The organism is Vibrio cyclitrophicus, assembly GCA_023206055.1.
Classification (GTDB): domain Bacteria; phylum Pseudomonadota; class Gammaproteobacteria; order Enterobacterales; family Vibrionaceae; genus Vibrio; species Vibrio cyclitrophicus_A.
This window is the reverse complement of record CP065367.1, coordinates 769,501-787,351: the sequence shown is the minus strand read 5'-3', so window position 1 is coordinate 787,351 and position 17,851 is coordinate 769,501. Positions and strand designations below refer to the sequence as shown.

The 17,851-nt window shown below is 44.3% G+C and carries 12 protein-coding genes; 9 read left to right on the top strand and 3 right to left on the bottom strand.

Going from position 1 to position 17,851, the window contains the following annotated elements:
* The first annotated feature begins 17 nt into the window (after positions 1–17).
* The 7 genes from ITG09_19220 to ITG09_19190 all read left to right on the top strand — a co-directional run bounded on the left by ITG09_19220 (position 18) and on the right by ITG09_19190 (position 9,289).
* Positions 18–926, top strand: a complete 909-nt coding sequence (locus ITG09_19220) for an AraC family transcriptional regulator (protein ID UPR55058.1) — start codon at positions 18–20, stop codon at positions 924–926.
* Positions 927–1,130: 204 nt separating this feature from the next.
* A complete protein-coding gene (locus ITG09_19215) occupies positions 1,131–3,254 on the top strand; it encodes a TonB-dependent siderophore receptor (GenBank protein ID UPR55057.1) in 2,124 nt (707 codons plus the stop codon).
* Between the two features lie 91 nt (positions 3,255–3,345).
* Positions 3,346–4,299 (top strand): iron-siderophore ABC transporter substrate-binding protein, encoded by a 954-nt coding sequence (locus ITG09_19210; protein ID UPR55056.1) that lies wholly within the window; start codon positions 3,346–3,348, stop codon positions 4,297–4,299.
* Positions 4,299–6,293: a Fe(3+)-hydroxamate ABC transporter permease FhuB gene (gene fhuB, locus ITG09_19205; protein UPR55055.1), complete on the top strand. Its 1,995-nt coding sequence runs from the start codon at positions 4,299–4,301 to the stop codon at positions 6,291–6,293. Before ITG09_19210 ends, fhuB begins: the two co-directional genes overlap by 1 nt.
* Before the next feature lie 237 nt (positions 6,294–6,530).
* The gene (locus ITG09_19200) at positions 6,531–7,343 is read left to right on the top strand and encodes a crotonase/enoyl-CoA hydratase family protein (protein ID UPR55054.1); all 813 of its coding nucleotides are present in this window, start codon (positions 6,531–6,533) and stop codon (positions 7,341–7,343) included.
* 93 nt (positions 7,344–7,436) lie between these two features.
* Positions 7,437–8,600, top strand: coding sequence for a TonB-dependent receptor (locus ITG09_19195; GenBank protein UPR55053.1), 1,164 nt, complete (start codon positions 7,437–7,439; stop codon positions 8,598–8,600).
* The gene (locus ITG09_19190; protein UPR55052.1) at positions 8,600–9,289 is read left to right on the top strand and encodes a hypothetical protein; all 690 of its coding nucleotides are present in this window, start codon (positions 8,600–8,602) and stop codon (positions 9,287–9,289) included. Before ITG09_19195 ends, ITG09_19190 begins: the two co-directional genes overlap by 1 nt.
* Before the next feature lie 111 nt (positions 9,290–9,400).
* Here the strand turns inward: ITG09_19190 and ITG09_19185 are convergent, their stop codons facing one another.
* The 3 genes from ITG09_19185 to ITG09_19175 all read right to left on the bottom strand — a co-directional run bounded on the left by ITG09_19185 (position 9,401) and on the right by ITG09_19175 (position 13,272).
* Entirely contained in the window at positions 9,401–10,999 is a 1,599-nt protein-coding gene (locus ITG09_19185) for a bifunctional aspartate transaminase/aspartate 4-decarboxylase (GenBank protein ID UPR55051.1), read from the bottom strand.
* A gap of 147 nt (positions 11,000–11,146) precedes the next feature.
* Positions 11,147–12,865 (bottom strand): aspartate-alanine antiporter, encoded by a 1,719-nt coding sequence (aspT, locus tag ITG09_19180; protein ID UPR55050.1) that lies wholly within the window; start codon positions 12,863–12,865, stop codon positions 11,147–11,149.
* 146 nt (positions 12,866–13,011) lie between these two features.
* Positions 13,012–13,272, bottom strand: coding sequence for a hypothetical protein (locus ITG09_19175; protein UPR55049.1), 261 nt, complete (start codon positions 13,270–13,272; stop codon positions 13,012–13,014).
* Between the two features lie 172 nt (positions 13,273–13,444).
* On the opposite strand from ITG09_19175, the gene ITG09_19170 reads away from it, so the two are divergent.
* On the top strand, positions 13,445–14,668 hold the full coding sequence (locus tag ITG09_19170; GenBank protein UPR55048.1) for an efflux RND transporter periplasmic adaptor subunit: 1,224 nt from the start codon (positions 13,445–13,447) through the stop codon (positions 14,666–14,668).
* A 9-nt stretch (positions 14,669–14,677) separates the two neighbouring features.
* Entirely contained in the window at positions 14,678–17,725 is a 3,048-nt protein-coding gene (locus ITG09_19165; GenBank protein ID UPR55047.1) for an efflux RND transporter permease subunit, read from the top strand.
* The last annotated feature ends 126 nt before the right edge of the window (positions 17,726–17,851 follow it).

Sequence of the window (17,851 nt, the reverse complement as noted above, 5' to 3'; positions counted from 1 at the left end):
AGTTTGAAAGCTTGAATATGAACACACCTGCATTTGACCGTATCAGCCGCGTCTTGGCTTATATCCATGCGAATCTTAGTTCTGCGTTATCTCTAGAAGATATTGCAAAGCAAAGCTGTTGGTCTCGCTGGCAACTGCAAAGAGTGTTTCAAGCCGAAACAGGGCTTACTGTGGCTAACTACGTGAGAGAGCTAAAGCTGAGCCAGGCTGCCGAAGAGCTACTTGATGGAAGAGAGCGTGTCATTGATGTTGCACTTGGGCTTGGGTTCAACTCAGAAATCAGTTTTAGTCGTTCCTTTAAGCAGATGTTTGGGGCAAGCCCAAGCCAATATAGAAAAGCGGGCAAAAGAGTTGGACTAAGAAAGCCGATACAAGTTTCTGAAACCGTGAGTGCAGAAGAGAAAGGCGCTCTGAGTTTTGTTGAGGTACGCATTGATGAAAGAGAGTCTTTCCTTGTTAAAGGTATTACCTCAGAAATAAGCGGCTTGTTTTCACTGACCCAAGATTTTGCACAAAAAGTCCCTCAATTGTGGTCGCGCTTAGAAGGCGAAGTGACACTGCCAGACGATAACGCACTTCAGTTTATTGGTGTTATTGACCTTACCCAATCTTGCTTTGATGGTACCAATATTCATTATTGGGCCGGAGTAGAGCTTGATGACGAGATTTCAATTCCTCAATTGCCGAGCATTATCTCTGATAAGTTAGATGTATTGACCATTCCAAAGCAAACCTACGCCGTGGTTAAACACTGTGGTCCGATTGAGAACCTTAGACACACTCTGAGTTGGTTTGTACTTAACTGGCTGCCGAGTTCTGGTTATCGAGGTGTTGATGGTTATGAGCTTGAAGTATACCCATTAGCCTATCAAGCTCGTGCTACAGATGCTGTCATGGAATACTGGGTTCCTATTACTAAATCCTAGCCATACCTTCGCTTTACCTTTTCGTTAAACCTCATCTAAAATAGGGTCAATTGTGCTTTTAATCAGCAATTGACCTAATTCCATTGAAAATAGGCCAAGTTCTTTGTGAGTTTGCACCAAATTGTTAATTATCCCATTCATAGATACATACAATGCAAATGAGATTTATTATTATTTATATTAAGCATTGGTACCGAGGGAATCATGACCACTCACACTCGTTTTAAGTATTCATCACTTGCAGTAGCGTTGCTCACTGCGTTTTCAGCGCAAGCCTTGGCGGAAGAAACTGTAACAGCAGCAGATTCGAATGTAGAAACTGTTACGATTATGGGTAAAGCCTATCGTAATACTGCAACTAAGTCGGCACTTGAGCCAGAAGAAACGCCTCAAGGTATTACCGTTATTGATGAAGAACAGTTAGAGCAACGAGGTGTTCAATCTTTGAATCAAGCCCTTCGTTATGCACCGGGTGTTGTAACTGAAAACCGTGGTAGCTCGGTGGCAATGTTTGATTCTTACTCTATCCGTGGTTTTGCTACCAACAACGTTAACTACTACGATGGTCTTTCACTTCAATTTTTGAATGGTTGGAACTTACAACCGCAGATTGATCCGATCGCAATGCAGCAAGTAGAGATCTTCAAGGGGCCTACCTCTGTGCTTTATGGCGCAATGCCACCGGGCGGTATGGTGAACATGATTGCTAAAGCTCCGCAAACGGAATCGTCGACTAAAGTTGGCGTAGCAACAGGCTCTCGCAATCTACAAGAAGCTTCTATTGATACTACAGGTCAGTTTGGTGACAGTGATTTTTCTTACCGTTTGATCGCACTTGCTCGCAAGCAAGACAGCCAAGTTGATAATGCAGAAGAAGAGCGTTACTTAGTTGCTCCTTCGGTGGACTGGCAAGCAACCGACAACACATTAATCAACTTCAATCTGTACTACCAGAATGATCCTTCAATGGGCATCAACTCGGCAATGCCACTCGATGTGCTTAAAGCAAGCGATCCATCTGTTTCTATGGGTGACAAGAACTGGAGTAAATTCGAACGCGAAGTGTTGATGGTTGGCTATAAGATTAACCATGACTTCAATAACAATTGGACGTTCTTACAGAATGCTCGCTATACCGATGCATCTCTATATCAAGAGAACACATATCACCTTAGTTACGATCCAAGCACACCAAACCAGTTGGCTCGAGCGCTCTATTCAACAGATGAGAGCTTCAAAGGTTTTGTTATTGATAACCAGTTGAGCGGTATCGTTAATGTTGGTTCAGTAGAACACAACTTATTGCTTGGTTTAGATTACCAAGACATGGATGGCAATGTTAACTACTCAGCTTACAGTGCGAATGGCAGTGGCTTTAATAGCTTTGATCCATTAAACCCTAACAACGATCTGCTTGACCGTAGTGATGTTACTAAAGAAAACGAATACTTAGATGATACGACGTCAAGTCAGTTAGGTTTCTACGTTCAGGACCAAGTTCGTTTGGACGCATTAGTACTGATTGCGGGTGCGCGATTTGATCACTACAAATCTGAGAGTGATTACTATGCTCATGAATCTGATCACAAGCAGTTCACTTACCGTTTAGGTGGCTTGTACCAGTTTGATAATGGTTTAGCACCGTTTGCAAGCTATGCGACGAGCTTTGAACCAGCTCCGGGTGTTGATAAAACAGGTAACGAATTCGACCCAGAGAACGCACAACAAGCAGAGATCGGTGTGAAATACCTGTCTGACGATATGTCGAAAGAAGCAACAGTTTCTCTATTCCATATTGTTAAGCAAGACATGTTGATGACAGACCCGACAAATGTTTATGGTCCAAGAATCCAAGTCGGTGAAGTAGTATCGCAAGGTGCAGAACTATCTGGACGTTGGTTCGCAACAGAAAACTTCGATATTGCGGCTTCATACACATATGTTGATATGGAAATTACCGAAGACTCTAGCAACGGTTTAGAAGGTACGACGCCAATCTATGTACCTGAACACACAGCTAACATGTGGGCTAACTACAATGTATTTAACGGCATGCTAGCGGGTTCTCGATTCAGTGCAGGTGCTCGTTACGTTGGCGAAATGCAAATGGACGCAAGCAATACTCAAGGTAAAGTTCCGTCTTACACGGTTGTTGACTTGTCGGTGGGTTATGATTTGGGTGCAGCAAGCGATACGCTATCTGGCGCAACAGCGAACCTAGCGGTGAACAATATTTTCAACGAAGAATATTACGCCTGTTACGACCAATCGAACTGCTGGTTCGGTGCTGAGCAGTCTGTAGAGCTAAGCGTGAACTATGAATTCTAACTAAGTTAGCGTTCCCAATTTTAAAGCAGCCTTCACTAGGCTGCTTTTGTCGTTTGTAGAAATATCGAATTTAGATTAAGTAGGCAAATATATGAGCTTAAAACCAATAGCTTCCCATTTTTCTAAAGTAAAAAATTTGAATACAAAACTCGTTCTAACGGTGTTGTTGAGTGCTTTATCGTTTAATGCGATGGCGGATTATCAAGTTGAAGACAGCGAGGGCGTTAAAACCCTTGAAGCTCAGCCTGTTAGAGTGGCTGCGTTGAACTGGGACATTGCAGAGCAAGTGATCGAACTTGGTGTTACTCCAGTCGCGGTGCCGGATATTGCTGGGTATAGCGATTGGGTTGTTCAACCTGCGATTCCTGAAGGCGTGACGGATATTGGCACTCGAACTGAGCCTAGTTTTTCTGCTTTGAAGAAGTTAAACCCTGATGTGATTCTTATCGCTTCGCCTCAGAAAGATCTTCAGGAACGACTTTCTGAAATCGCGCCCGTGCTTTATTACCAAACGTACAGTGAGCAGCACAGTAATGCGGCGGCTGCTATCGAGAACTTCAAGAAGATAGGTCAATTGCTTGGCAAAGAAGAGCAAGCGAACAACAAACTGGCTGCGATGGATGAACGTATTGCGGTTTTAAAAGCTGAATTAGATAAAGCGTATCCGGGCGATCGGCCGAAAGTGACGTCTTTTCGTTTTGCGAGCACGACTTCGGTTTACATTTACGGCGATAACTCGATTCCGCAATATGCGCTTGAACAGCTAGGTTTTGAAAATGCGATGGATCTTCCTGCGAGCCAGTGGGGTATCAGTCAAAAGCGTATGACTGAGCTTAAGAACGTCAAGGGTGGTATTGCGCTTTACTTTGAACCTTTCCCATATCAAGACAAGTTAGATCGTTCTCCGGTTTGGAAGAGCATGCCTTTCGTTCGTAATGGTCAATTTAGCCCTGTAGCAGCAAGTTGGAGCTACGGCGGTGCAATGTCTATTTTGTATAACGCAGAAGCTATGGCGCAATCGTTATTGATGTTAGCGGAGCAGTAATGAAATCCTGTGGTTTGATGATGGTGGTGGTGTTATTTATCGCCGCCCTTATTCATTTGTGGTTAGGGCAGTCGGAATTCGGCCCTATTGGTGGGTTGTTTCAGCAAGTCTCACAGATAAGTGACATCGTTACATTCAATAAAATGGTCGATGATTCATTCGAGTTGATGGCGTTAATCTATGTCAACTTACCTCGTTTAGTGATGGCGATTTTGGTTGGTGGGACACTCGGTACTATCGGTAGTTTATTCCAACAGTTAACGCAAAACCGCATGATGTCTCCGCTTACACTCGGTACATCATCAGGGGCGTGGCTTGGTCTGGTTATTCTGAATGTGGTCGCGCCAATGTTGGTCGCTCAGTATTCAGTTTGGTTTGCTCTAGTTGGTGCGCTGCTTGCGATGGGGCTGATTGTTTCGATTGTTGGCATCAAAAACATGAGCGGCTTGCCAATTGTCTTGGCGGGTATGGCGGTCAACTTGTTGCTAGGTGCATTTGCAACGGCGATTATTCTGCTTAACGATCAGTACGCACAGAATCTGTTTGTGTGGGGAGCGGGCGATCTCGGGCAAAATGGCTGGGAACAAGTGCTTTGGTTAATGCCTAAGTTGTTGCCGATTTTTGCCATATTCTTGTTGGCTCCAAGAGTGTTGACTCTACTTTCAATTGGTACAGAAGGGGCTGCTGCGCGTGGTCTTAACATCGGCACGACCTTCTTTGTACTCATGGCAATTGGCGTTTGGTTGGTTTCCGTGTCGATTACCTCGGTGGGCGTGATCAGTTTTATTGGCTTGATTGCTCCGAACATTGCTAGGCATCTAGGTTTTCTAAAGGCCAAATCTGAACTCATCGCGAGTTGTGTATTAGGTGCTCTATTACTTTGTATCACTGACAGTTTGGCGATCTTCTTGGCACAATGGTCTTTGGACATGATTCCAACAGGAACGGCAACTGCTGTGATTGGTGCTCCTGCATTGATCATTATTGCGAGAAAGCAGTTATCTGCTCAAGATCAGCTGTTTTTCTCGATGCCGAAAGGACCAAAGTTCATTTCGCCTTTGGCTTATTTCTTGTTGGGCACGATGATCTTCGGTTTGTTGGCGTTAAGCTCGCTCTCACAGCCTTCTTCCGATATCGGCTATTTTGTTATCCCAGACGCATTTGAGTGGTCGATTCGCTGGCCGAGAATGTTAACTGCCATATTCGCTGGTGGCGGGTTAGCGGTGGCGGGTGTGATTTTACAAAGATTGGTCTACAACCCGCTCGCAAGCCCAGATATTCTTGGTGTATCGGCGGGCGCGGTTCTGGCGTTGATTTTCAGTAGCCTGTTTATGGGCTATTCGATTCACTCTTTGAGTCCTTGGATCGCTTTCTTAGGCAGTGCGATTGCACTTTGTTTGTTGTTGTTCCTTGGCAAGAAACATCAGTTTGCACCGTCTATCCTAATCCTTACTGGTATTTCGCTGACCGCAGTCTTAGAAGCTTTGGTGCAATTCTCTTTAACGCGAGTAGGTGAGGGGAAATACACCTTATTGGCTTGGTTAGCAGGCTCTACCTATCGTGTTGAACCCGAGTCAGCAACCATAATGGCCATCGTGATAACGGCTTGTATTGGTGTTGCTTTGCTGCTGAGTCGTTGGGTAACGTTAATTGCTACTGGCCGACAGTTCGCGAGTGCGAGAGGGCTAAACATCAACATCGCCTACGTGGCATTGTTGTGCATTGTTGCGATCTTATGTTCGGTCGTGACCACAACCATGGGACCTGTGGCTTTTGTCGGATTACTCGCGCCGCATATCGCTGCAATGGTGGGGGCTCGTTTGGTTCGAGAGCAGATCATCTTGTCGTTTTTAATTGGTGCTGCTCTCATGCTATTTGCAGACTGGTTAGGTCAAGTAGTGGTATTCCCAGCTCAGCTCGCGGCAGGGACGCTAGTTTCCATTATTGGTGGTAGCTACTTCATCTTCTTGTTACTGAAGTCTCGAAGAGCATAGGTTCTGCCAATGACCTAAAGCCATTGGTAATAAAACCTATTGTTAATCAAAGCTATTGGCAATAAAGCTACGAATGAAAAGCAGTGAATGGAGCGATCCATCACTGCTTTTTTATTGATGTTGTTTGTGTAAAGGGAAGTTGTTAGGTAACACAGGTCTCGCTTCTTAATGTGCAGGTTTGGCATATGTTAATAAAATGTATAACCTAAAGGTCTGACCACCCATAAGGTAGCCACCATGCCAAACCTCGATCGTATTACTTGTTCTATCGATGAAAACCAAATTGCGACGGTTGTGTTGAATCGGCCCGATAAGCTGAATGCTATTGATATGGCAATGTTCCAAGGTGTGAATAACATGGTGACTCAGCTGAAAAAGAACACTGAGATTCGTGCCGTAATAGTAAAAGGCGAGGGATCTGATTTTTGTTCAGGGCTTGATGTTAAATCTCTTTTGACCAGCAAATCTGGGGCGATGAAACTCTTGTTCAAATGGCTACCGACACTGCCTAACGCTGCACAACGCTTTTCACTTGGTTGGCGAGAGATTCCATGCCCTGTCATTTTTGCGATTCATGGTCGTTGTTGGGGAGGCGGTCTACAATTGGTCAGTGGTGGCGACTTTAGAATTGCTAGCCCAGACGCCAATTTCTCGATACTAGAAGCGAAATGGGGTTTGATTCCTGACATGGGCGGCGCGATAGCCTTCCGAGAACTGATGCGTAAAGATCACACTCTAGAAATGGCGATGACGGCTAAATTGATCGACTGCGAAACCGCGAAAGAATATGGATTGGTGACCAAGATTGCCGAAGATCCTTACGCTGAAGCCTATGAGTTGGCTCTTGAGTGCGCGAATCGGTCGCCGGATGTCGTCGCAGCTAACAAGAAACTCTACAACAAGACTTGGTGGTCAAGCCCTGGCATGGCTGTGTTCTACGAGACTTGGTATCAGATAAAGGTTGGGTTAGGTAAGAACAGGGCGATTGCTGCCCAACGTGAAACTAACCGAGACAAACCACGCCCTTACGTCGCGAGAAAGTTTAAATAACGTTTGTACAGGAATAATGGATATTCCCTTTTTTTATAGGGCTTTGCGGTAGCCTTAGAGCAATTTAATGTCTAAGGCTGAATGAGCACCCTGATGAACAAAACTTTTACCTACTCTCTAGCTGCCACCGCAATATTTACAAGTTTAAACGCTTTCGCTAGCGGCCTGTTTTTACAAGAGGCTGTTGTTGCCAACGCAGGTACTGCTGGTGCAGGTGATGGTGTTTACACTCGATCTGCTGCTGCGATGTGGACGAACCCTGCCACTATGTCTCATATGGGCGAAAGCAAAACGACCATCAACACCATGGCGTTTGATCTTGAGATGAAATATAAAGATAACCAAAATTCTAGCGGCGATGGGAGAGGGCATTCAGTTCTTCCTTCATTTGGTGCCTTCCACGCGCATCAAGTTACAGACAAATTGCACCTTGGTATTGCGCTCGGCGCTGTTGGTGGTTCGAGCCTAGATTACGGCAGTGATTGGGCGGGTGCTGCGCTTCTAGAAGATATTACTCTAACTGCAATGCAAGTGAACCCATCACTGAGTTATAAGCTGAATGACCAATGGTCGGTAGGCGCGGGTGTGCAATTTAGCTGGGGTGCATTCCAACAAACGACATCGGCATTTACTGCAAAACAAGACACTGATTGGGCTTATGGTTACAACCTTGGTGTAATGTTTACACCAACTGATAAATTTAAGCTGGGTGCGAGCTACCGCTCGAAGCTAGAGCATGAATTTAACAATGAAATAAATGGAAGCTTACTGCTTAATTCGTTATCAACGGATATTATCTTGCCTGAGATTATCGACTTAAGTGCAAGCTATGCATTGAACTCTCAACTTGACCTATTGGCGAGCGTGCAACTCCATCGTTGGAGCGAATGGGACACAACAGTTCTTGATTTTGGTGTTGTTGGAAGCCCAATTAGTGGTGTTCCAATTGTGCGTGATTGGGATGACGTTTGGAAGTTTGCTGTCGGTGCTGATTACCAACTTAATTCTGACTGGTGTTTAAAAGCAGGCTTCTCTTACGAAACGTCTCCACAAGACGACCCAACAATGCAGTATGTTGACCTTCCAGTAGGCGAGCAATATCGCTACTCGGTAGGCGCGTCTACTTACTGGGATGATATTTTAATCGACGTGTTCTACGAATATGCTGATTTAGGGTCGGTTGATATGGACAGATTTATGGTAGATGGCTCGTTCGATGGCCGTATCCACTTCGTTGGCGTTAGTGCGACCTTCTAATGACATTACGTAATTTATTAATTATTACTTCGGTAATACTGGGCTCAACGGGTGCTTTTGCTGAAGAGAAGCACCCTGATGATCCGACTAAAATCGTGACCAAAGCTGGCGTTGCTTATAACGAAGATTTGCAGTTCTCTGGGTCTATTGGGCTTGATGAAGCGCGAATGATCAACGCTCGTGTCAATGCAGACGGCGAAGAGTGGCGATTAGGCGGTTCATGGCTGTTACCTATGGGTATCGTGAACTTCAACTTTAGCCGCTCTGAGTATGATAACGATGCCTACAAGAATAACTACAGTATTGGTACGTTTATACCACTGAGTTATTTCGACATTGAGCCGTTCGGTTGGCAAATCTTCCCTATGGCTGGTTACAGTTACAACGATGGCGAAGTGGCAGTGTTCGATGATGATAACGTTGGCTCTGACTATGTATTGATGCCGAGTTCGACACACGGTGGCTACATTGGTGCGTTTGGTTTAAAAACGATTACTGATGAATGGTCGATCATGGGCTTCGGTGGCGGTTCAATGGGATCTGATGATTATTCAGGGTATTGGGCAGGCGTCGGTGCTAGCTACAAGTTGAGTGATGCTCAATCATTCAATTTCTTCACTATTTTTGCTGAAGATGACTTCGGTGAAAATAACAGTGTTGGCGCTTCTTATACCTATGAGTTCAACTAGCTTTTCTGACATATCATCTTAGATAAAAAACTGAGTGTAGGGTCACCAATTTAGTGAATCTACACTCAGAACTTATTGCTTTTCTATGATCTTTCTAGCGTTGAAGCCGTGCTAACAAGCCGCTTCGTAACGTTCAACATAGCTTTGCATTACCTCGTTCATCGCTTTCGTGATATTGGCGTATTGTGCTTCCTCTAGGTTAGCGAGAGACACTCGCAGAGACCACGTTGGCGCATCAAAACCTGCCCCCGGCATCACAATCACGCCATGTTCTTCTGCAAGGCGAACCAAGAAATCCAACGGCTCATACGTTTCTTCTAACCATGCGAAGAAGTCGTTGTTGTGAATCGTTTGAGCAATCTCTTTTAGATCAATCTCCACGTAATAGAACGCACCGGTTTGATCGCCTTCGGCAACGATTGGCGCGGTTAAGTTCTTCTGCATTAGAGTGTGGTAGCGACGACGCACAATTTGTTTTGCGAGTCGTTTGTACTCTTCGCCATCCTTCATCAAAGACAGTAGCGAGAACATTGTCATTTGGATCTGCTGAGGTGTTGAAAGACCTGCTGTATGGTTCAATGCCACTGCGCGGCTGTCTGCCACCAAACGGTCAATGAACTTAATCTTACTCGGCTCAAGTGTAATGCCTTGGTATCGCTGAGATAACGTGCTTCGAGTGTCTTCTGGAAGATCTCGAATCATGCGGTCGAAATTATTGTCTTCATGTACGCCAATCACGCCTAAACGCCAGCCTGTTGCACCAAAGTATTTAGAGTACGAATACACCAAAATAGTGTTCTTTGGAGCGAGCATTGCCAGTGATGTGAAGTTATCAGCGAAAGTGCCATAAACATCATCAGTAAGTAGGATGAGGTCAGGGCGACGGTTAGCAACCTCCGCAATCTTATAGAGTGTCTCATCGCTTAATCGAACCGAAGCAGGGTTGCTTGGGTTAACGAGGAAGAAAGCTTTAACACTTGGATCGTTCAGTTTTTCCAACTCAGAGTCTGGGATTTGCCAAGCAGATGCTTCATCCGCAATGATTTCAACTTTGTTGAGCGCGTAATCTTCTAGCTCTGGCATTTCAATGTACGGAGTGAAAATCGGCGCACCAATCGCGATGGTGTCGCCAGGGTTTAATAGTCGGTTGCTCTTTAGCGTGTTAAAGATGTAAACCATGGCCGCTGTGCCACCCTCAACAGCAAACAAGTCAAACTTCCCAGCAGGCAGTGGTTGTGATCCTGCCATCTCTTTTTCTATGTATTTACGTGCGATCAGCTCTGAGTACTTAAGCATGCGATCCGGGACAGGGTAGTTATTGCCTAAAATGCCTGCAACCCATTCATAAATAAGGGCATCACCGTCTACGTGATATTGATCTGTGATGAACTGAAAAGCTTCAATCAAAAACTGTACGCCTTCTTGTTCTTCGTGTTTCTCACAGAATTGGAGGAAACGCAGGCTAATGTCTTCCTTTTCTCCCATGCCGCCAAAGCCTTGGTAACCAGAGAAGGTTGCTTTTGACTCTTCAAGCGCAAACATACCGAGTTGGAAAAAGGCTTCACGAGGCGCGGTCGCGACCCAGTTTGGGTTACCACGACCAGCGTTGATCATGGTTTTTTCATGTGAATGCTGGGCAAGGTCGATCAGTGTGTTTTTTACTTCGAATGGGCTTAGTGTTTCTAGGCGTTTTTCATCTGTGCGTTTCATAGTCGTTTCTCTTTTAATTTGTTTAAGATCCAAGTTTGTTGGATAGATAAGTGAGTCATTTCTTTGAGCAGCTAGTCTGCTTGGCTAGCTGCTGTGTTAAGTCGTTAATTAATAAGATGAATCATCAATTGGCTGATTAGGTGTTGATTACGAGATTTTGGTAATTAGGTTGATGATGATCGGACCCCATAAGGTGAGGAAGATATTGGCAACCGCATAAGTCATCGTGAAACTCGGTACTGGTGTGCTGTTTTGTGTTTTTTCTAGCAGCGATGCGAAAGCTGGGTTAGCGCTGCGGCTACCAGCGACAACGGCTAAGGCTTCTACCGGGTTTTTGATTTTCAATACGTAGTAGTTGAACAGGAACGTAAGTATCTGAGGAATGAGCGTGACCAACACACCAAGCAGCAGCAGGGTTACGCCATTTTGTTTGATAGCCGTCAGTGCTGGAGCACCTGCATTGATGCCCACAACGGCAACGAACACAGCAAGGCCAAAGGTTTGCATGAAGTTAGCGGCACCGTGGTTAATGCTGCCCAGACGTGGTGTGCGCATTCTTAAGTAGCCAACCAATAATCCAGAGACCAAACAACCTAAACCTGAACCTAGAGCGATATGAGAACCGCCGATGGTGAAACCAATCTCGCCAATCAGATAGCCAAGCACCATGCCGAAAGACATTGTCACGAAGTCAGTTACGCTTGGAAGCGGGCTGTTGTAGCCTACTTTTTTGGCTACTTTTGCTAGGTCTTCTTTTTGGCCGACAAGAGTGACTTCATCACCAAGGTGAAGTTCGGTTTCTGGTAGCGTTGAGATGTCGTGCCCCATACGAGAAACCTGTGTCACGTATACGCCTCGACGTACGTTCGCATTGGTTTCATCACGCAGTTTACGCAGAGTAACGCCAGCGAGTTTTTTGTTGGTCAGTACGATTTTTTGTCGTGTGTGAACCACATTGTTTTCTTCGCTAAATTCACCTAGCTCAACACCCAATGAGGTCACTTTAGGGAATGCTTGAGTTAAGCCTGTAAGGTAGACTTTGTCGTTGGCAGCTAGGATTGGGTTTTTGGTCAGATCTAAGCTTGTGTCCTTGTCTTCATTTCCACGGTGAATCGCTTCAATCGTTAGGTCTGCATTGAACGCTTCTTCAAGCTCAAGCACGCTTTTGCCAACAAATATTGAATCGCTACCTACTTGATAGGCACGTGATGACACTCGGCTTAGTGCTGAGAATTCCCCTTCATTTAACTGTTTGCTGCCAGAACCCATTTGTTCAGCGAGCTTTTTCGCTTCTTTAGTGATGTTCCAACCCATCACCATAGGAATGAGTGACATCATTAGAATCGGACCAAGAGAGCCGAAGATGTAGGTGATTGAGTAACCTACAGCCACGTTTGTTTTAAGCGTTGAGGTGACATCTGGTGCTAGGTTCAGCTGATCAATAGCATTACCTGCAGTACCTATGATTGCCGATTGTGTTAAGCCACCAGCCGCAAGGCCCGCTGCTAATCCTTTGTCTAAACCTGCCCACTTAGCGAGTAAAACGACAGTAATAAGCCCGACAAAGGTCATCACGAACGAAGCAAATAAGCGTGTGAGTGAAGAGAGACGGAATGACGAGAAGAATTGTGGTCCGCCGTTGTAACCCACCATAAAAATAAATAAAGCAAAGAAGATGCTTTTTACTTCGTTAGAAATCGCGATACCGCCGATCTGACCAAGCGCTACAGCAACAAGCAGTGAACCTGCGATTCCACCTAATTCAAACTTACCGATTTTAATTTTACCGATTAAGTAACCGAGACCGAGTGATAAAAAGAGCGCTATAAACGGATAGTCTCTAAGTTGTTCAATAATAAATGACATAATAATCCTTGAATGAAATAGCAATCATTATTGACTCTCTATTTCATTTTTTAATTTGGTTTAACGTTTGATTAAGCATTAATCCATATTTGGTTGATGAATTGATCTAATGCTTATTTTTAATGATCTGGAATTAACCCAGGTTTCTATTTTTTATGATGCAGTCGTGATGACTTTTTATGGTCATGCATTTTATCTTTGTGGTGTTTATTATGATGACCATCAGAATGGTGTTTGACTAAATGCTTATGACCTTCTGGGTCGCCACCATGTTGACCAGAATGAGAGGGTTGATGCTCTCTATATTCTAAATGGTCTTTATTATGCTTATGGGCAACATCTTCTCCATATATACGTTTCATCTTTTCTTTAATAGCGACTTTAGTGTGATTGATTTGATTCGACATAGTTAACTCGTTTAATTGTTTAAGGAACGATGAGAATTATATCGATCGAGAAAATAGATAAATCATTTTCAAATAAAATAGCAATAAAACAAAAATTTAGTGTTGATTGGTGTGTTTTGTCTAAATTATTGATTTTTAGTGTTTTATTTTTATTTTATATACGATTTAGTAGATGTTATATGAGTTTTATTTATTGGCAGTGTCGATAGATAGAATGACCAGACTTAAAAAACAAGGTGAACACATGAGTAAGTATAAAGGCGTTATTGTCGGATCAGCTCTTTTTATATTACTGTCTTTTGTATTTGGCTTTCACTATGTAAAAGGTGAAATGATCAAAGAGAAGGTCGCTAATTTTAAATTGCCAGCTATATCTGTAACAACAGAAAAAGTAAATCAAGATACTTGGGATAAAAGTTTAAAAGTCATTGGTAACATTCATTCTAATCAATCTATTGATGTGACGAGCCAAATGTCAGGCCAAGTAAAAGAAATCCTATTTACTTCAGGTCAGCAAGTAAATAAGGGGGATGTTCTTATTAAATTGGATGATGCTTTATTTAAATCCAACTATAAGAGCCAGAAATCCAAAGTTGAATTGGCAAGAGTCGAGTTGATGAGAAATAAATTGCTCCTTAGAAATAACAGTGTTTCAAAAAACTCGGTTGATAAGCTGCAAGCTCAATTTAATGCTGAAGGTGCAAAACTTGAATATATTGCTACGCAAATTGACTATATGAAAGTGAAAGCTCCATTTTCTGGCAGTGTTGGGATTCGCAATATCGATGTGGGTGATTTTATTAATTCAAGCACCGCGATTGTCGAACTGGAAGACAAATCAAAACAGTATGTCGATTTCTCTATTCCAGAGCTTTATTTACACGATGTGAAGGTAGGGCAGGATTTACAGTTTTATTCAGAGGCAACCAACGATGAAGTCTTTCACGGCACTATTTCTGCCATTGAACCGAGCTCAGACAGCAACACGCACAATATCGAATTGAGAGCCATGGCTAACCAAGCGGTGCCGTTAGAGGCGGGTATGTATGTCGACGCTACGTTAATCACATCGGAATCGGACACTATCGTGGCGGTGCCTTCTGTTGCGATCAGTTACACCTTATACGGGAACACTGTGTTTGTGTTGGATACGTCAACCAAAAAGGCCAGCGAACACACAAGCAAAGATGCATCACCATTCTATGAGTACAAGGTTGTGCAGCGCACTGTCGAAGTCGGCCCTAAACAAGGTGGCTATGTTGGCGTGGTTTCGGGTTTGAAAGCAGGAGATGTGGTTGTGACTTCAAACCAACACCAGCTTAAGAATGGTGGATGGATTCTGGTTAATAACCAACATCCGCTGATCACTGACAAAAGTACAAAGCAAAGTAACTAGGAAACTCCCATGACATTTACTGATGTATTTATCAAACGTCCAGTTTTGGCAACGGTATTAAGCCTTGTGCTGTTGGTGTTAGGTCTTAAGGCCTTTACCTCACTGCAAGTGCGTCAATATCCAGAAATTGAAACGGGTGTTATTACCATTACAACGAGTTATCCAGGTGCCAGTGCATCCAGCGTTCAAGGGTACGTGACGCAGCCATTGCAGGCAGAAATTGCCCAAACAGCGGGCATTGATTACATGACATCGGATAGTGCTCTGGGTAAGTCGGTTATCACGGTTTATTTGAAGCTCGGGTATCCGTCTGATAGTGCTTTGACTGAGATTTTGTCTCTCGTGCAGCAAGTAAAATATAAGCTGCCATCGGGCGTATTGGATCCAAGTATTCTTAAGTCGACGTCTCAATCTCCGATCTTATATGTTTCATTTTCGAGTGACACATTGAAGACAGAGCAAGTCTCGGACTATGTGAGCCGCGTAGTTAAGCCGACTTTCTCTACTGTTGAGGGGGTGTCAAAGGTCGACATATTGGGGCAAGAAGATTTTGCAATGCGAATCTGGCTGAACCCTCAACGACTGGCTTCATATGGTCTGACGGCGGAAGATGTCCAAAACGCGCTTCGTGCAAATAACATTGTGAGTGCGGCGGGCAAGTTGCAAAACCCTTATATCGAAGTTGATATTAACGCTCATACAGATTCAAGTTCGGTAGACGATTTCAAGAATATGGCTTTGAAAGCGCATGACGGGCAACTGGTGCACTTAAAAGATGTGGCGACGGTTGAACTAGGTGCTGCAAACTATGACTCAGACGTTGAGTTTAATGGTGTGACTACTGTATCAACGGCGATCAGCAATACGGCAACGTCGAACCCGCTAACGGTTGTTGAAGGTATTTACGAATTGCTTCCGCAGATCCAAGCAGGCCTACCTGATGGTATTAAAGCGGACGTAATCTATGACTCAACTAAGTTTATCGAAACCTCAATTGATGAAGTAGCGAAAACCTTAATGGAAGCTGCACTGATCGTTGTCATCGTTATCTTCGCCTTTTTGGGCTCAATGCGAGCGATGTTGATACCACTTGTAACGATTCCTTTGTCATTGATTGGTTCTATGTTCTTCATGTTGAGCATGGGCTTCAGTATTAACCTGTTGACGCTACTTGCCATGGTATTAGCAATATCGCTGGTGGTTGATGATGCCATCGTGGTTGTAGAAAACACCTTTCGCCACTTAGAAGATGGCACTAGCCCAATTAAGGCGGCAATAGACAGTGCTCGTGAAATTGCAGGCTCGGTTATTGCGATGACCATTACATTGGCCGCAGTGTATGCGCCGATTGGTTTCATGGGAGGACTCACCGGTAAGCTGTTTACTGAGTTCGCATTCACTTTGGCGGGTTCAGTACTAATTTCGGGTTTCATCGCCTTAACGCTAACGCCGATGATGTGTTCAAAACTGCTTAATAAATCGGTTCTCGACGGAAAACTGGTTAAGAAGATCGATGCGGTCATTGAAGGCGTAACAGAGCGCTATCGTAAAGTGCTCGAACATGTGTTGAACAACCGTGTTTATATTTGGCCGGTGGTAGGAACGTTACTGATCAGTTTGGTGTTCATGTTTATGAATACTTCATCTGAACTGGCACCTGAAGAAGATCAGGGCGTTATGATTGTGATGGGGCAAGGTCCTGCACAAGCGAATACCGATTACATTCGCCACTTTACTCCGGCTCTGATTGACTCTATCAGCAAGAACGATGAAGTCGAAATGACCATGCTAGATAACGGTTACATGAACAACAATGCGTTCTTTGGTTTGGGTGTTTTGAAAGATTGGGATTCGCGCGAAGCAACGGCAAAAGAGGTAATGCAACGTTTCGAAAAAGAGAGTTCTGTATTACCGGGTTTGCAGGTGTACACCTTCTCTCCACCGGACTTGCCAGGCACACCGCAAGGCTTGCCATTCCAGATGGTTCTGAAAACGCCAACGGGTTCTTATCAGGATCTCTATCAGTACGCTGAAAAACTGAAAGAGTACGCGCAAAAGAGTGGCAAATTCATCTATGTGCAAAACGACCTGAATTTTAATAAGCCACAGGTAGAGATTCGCATCGACCGCGATAAAGCTGCTCAGATGAACGTGAACGCACAAGACATCGGTACCGTGTTGTCTCGCTTTATCAGTGAAGGCTTCGTGAATTACTTCTCGATGGATCAGCGCAGCTACCAAGTTATTACTCAAGTACCTAACGAGAACCGTAACTCTTGGGATGATTTGAAGAACTACCACGTACGCTCTAACACCAATGAGATGGTGCCACTGGCGTCATTGATTGAAATTAGCCAATCAGTACAGCCATCGAAAGTGGATCAGTTTCAACAGCTTAACAGCGCCATGATTGAAGCGAAAATGATGCCGGGAATCAGTATCGGTGAAGCCTATAAAGTGATGGAAGAAGGGGTGGCGAAGATATTGCCGAAGTCTTATACGACGGATACTTCAGGCCAATTGAGACAGTTCCTACAAGAAGGTTCGTCACTGGTTACGACGTTCTTCCTCGCGCTTGTGATTATCTACTTGGTATTGGCAGCGCAGTTCGAAAGTTTGCGAGATCCGCTGGTGGTACTCACCAGTGTGCCACTGTCGATCTTTGGTGCTCTGATGCCGCTGTATTTGGGTATTGATACGCTCAACATATACACCGAAGTGGGGCTGGTGACCTTGATAGGCTTAATCAGTAAGCACGGTATTTTGATTGTGGAGTTTGCTAACCAAATGCAACAAGAATTGAAATGCAGCCGACGTGAAGCAGCCATTCGTTCGGCTACTGTTCGAATGAGACCAGTATTGATGACAACCGCAGCCATGGTTGTCGGTGTCGTACCGCTCCTGATTGCAAGCGGAGCCGGTGCACAAAGCCGATTCTCGATTGGTTTGGTCATTACGGTTGGTATGTCGGTGGGTACATTATTCACCTTGTTCGTTGTACCAACGATATACACCTACTTGGCGGCAGATCACCGCGGGCAAGAACAAGAAATCTAGTCCGCTATCTGGCTGGTTACTTTAGCTAGCCAATACACATAGAAGCTTAATTAATACGAATCCCAATTTATGAGCCTTATCGCTTAGGGATTCGTGCACTCAAAATTTAGAAAATTAGAGGTTCAC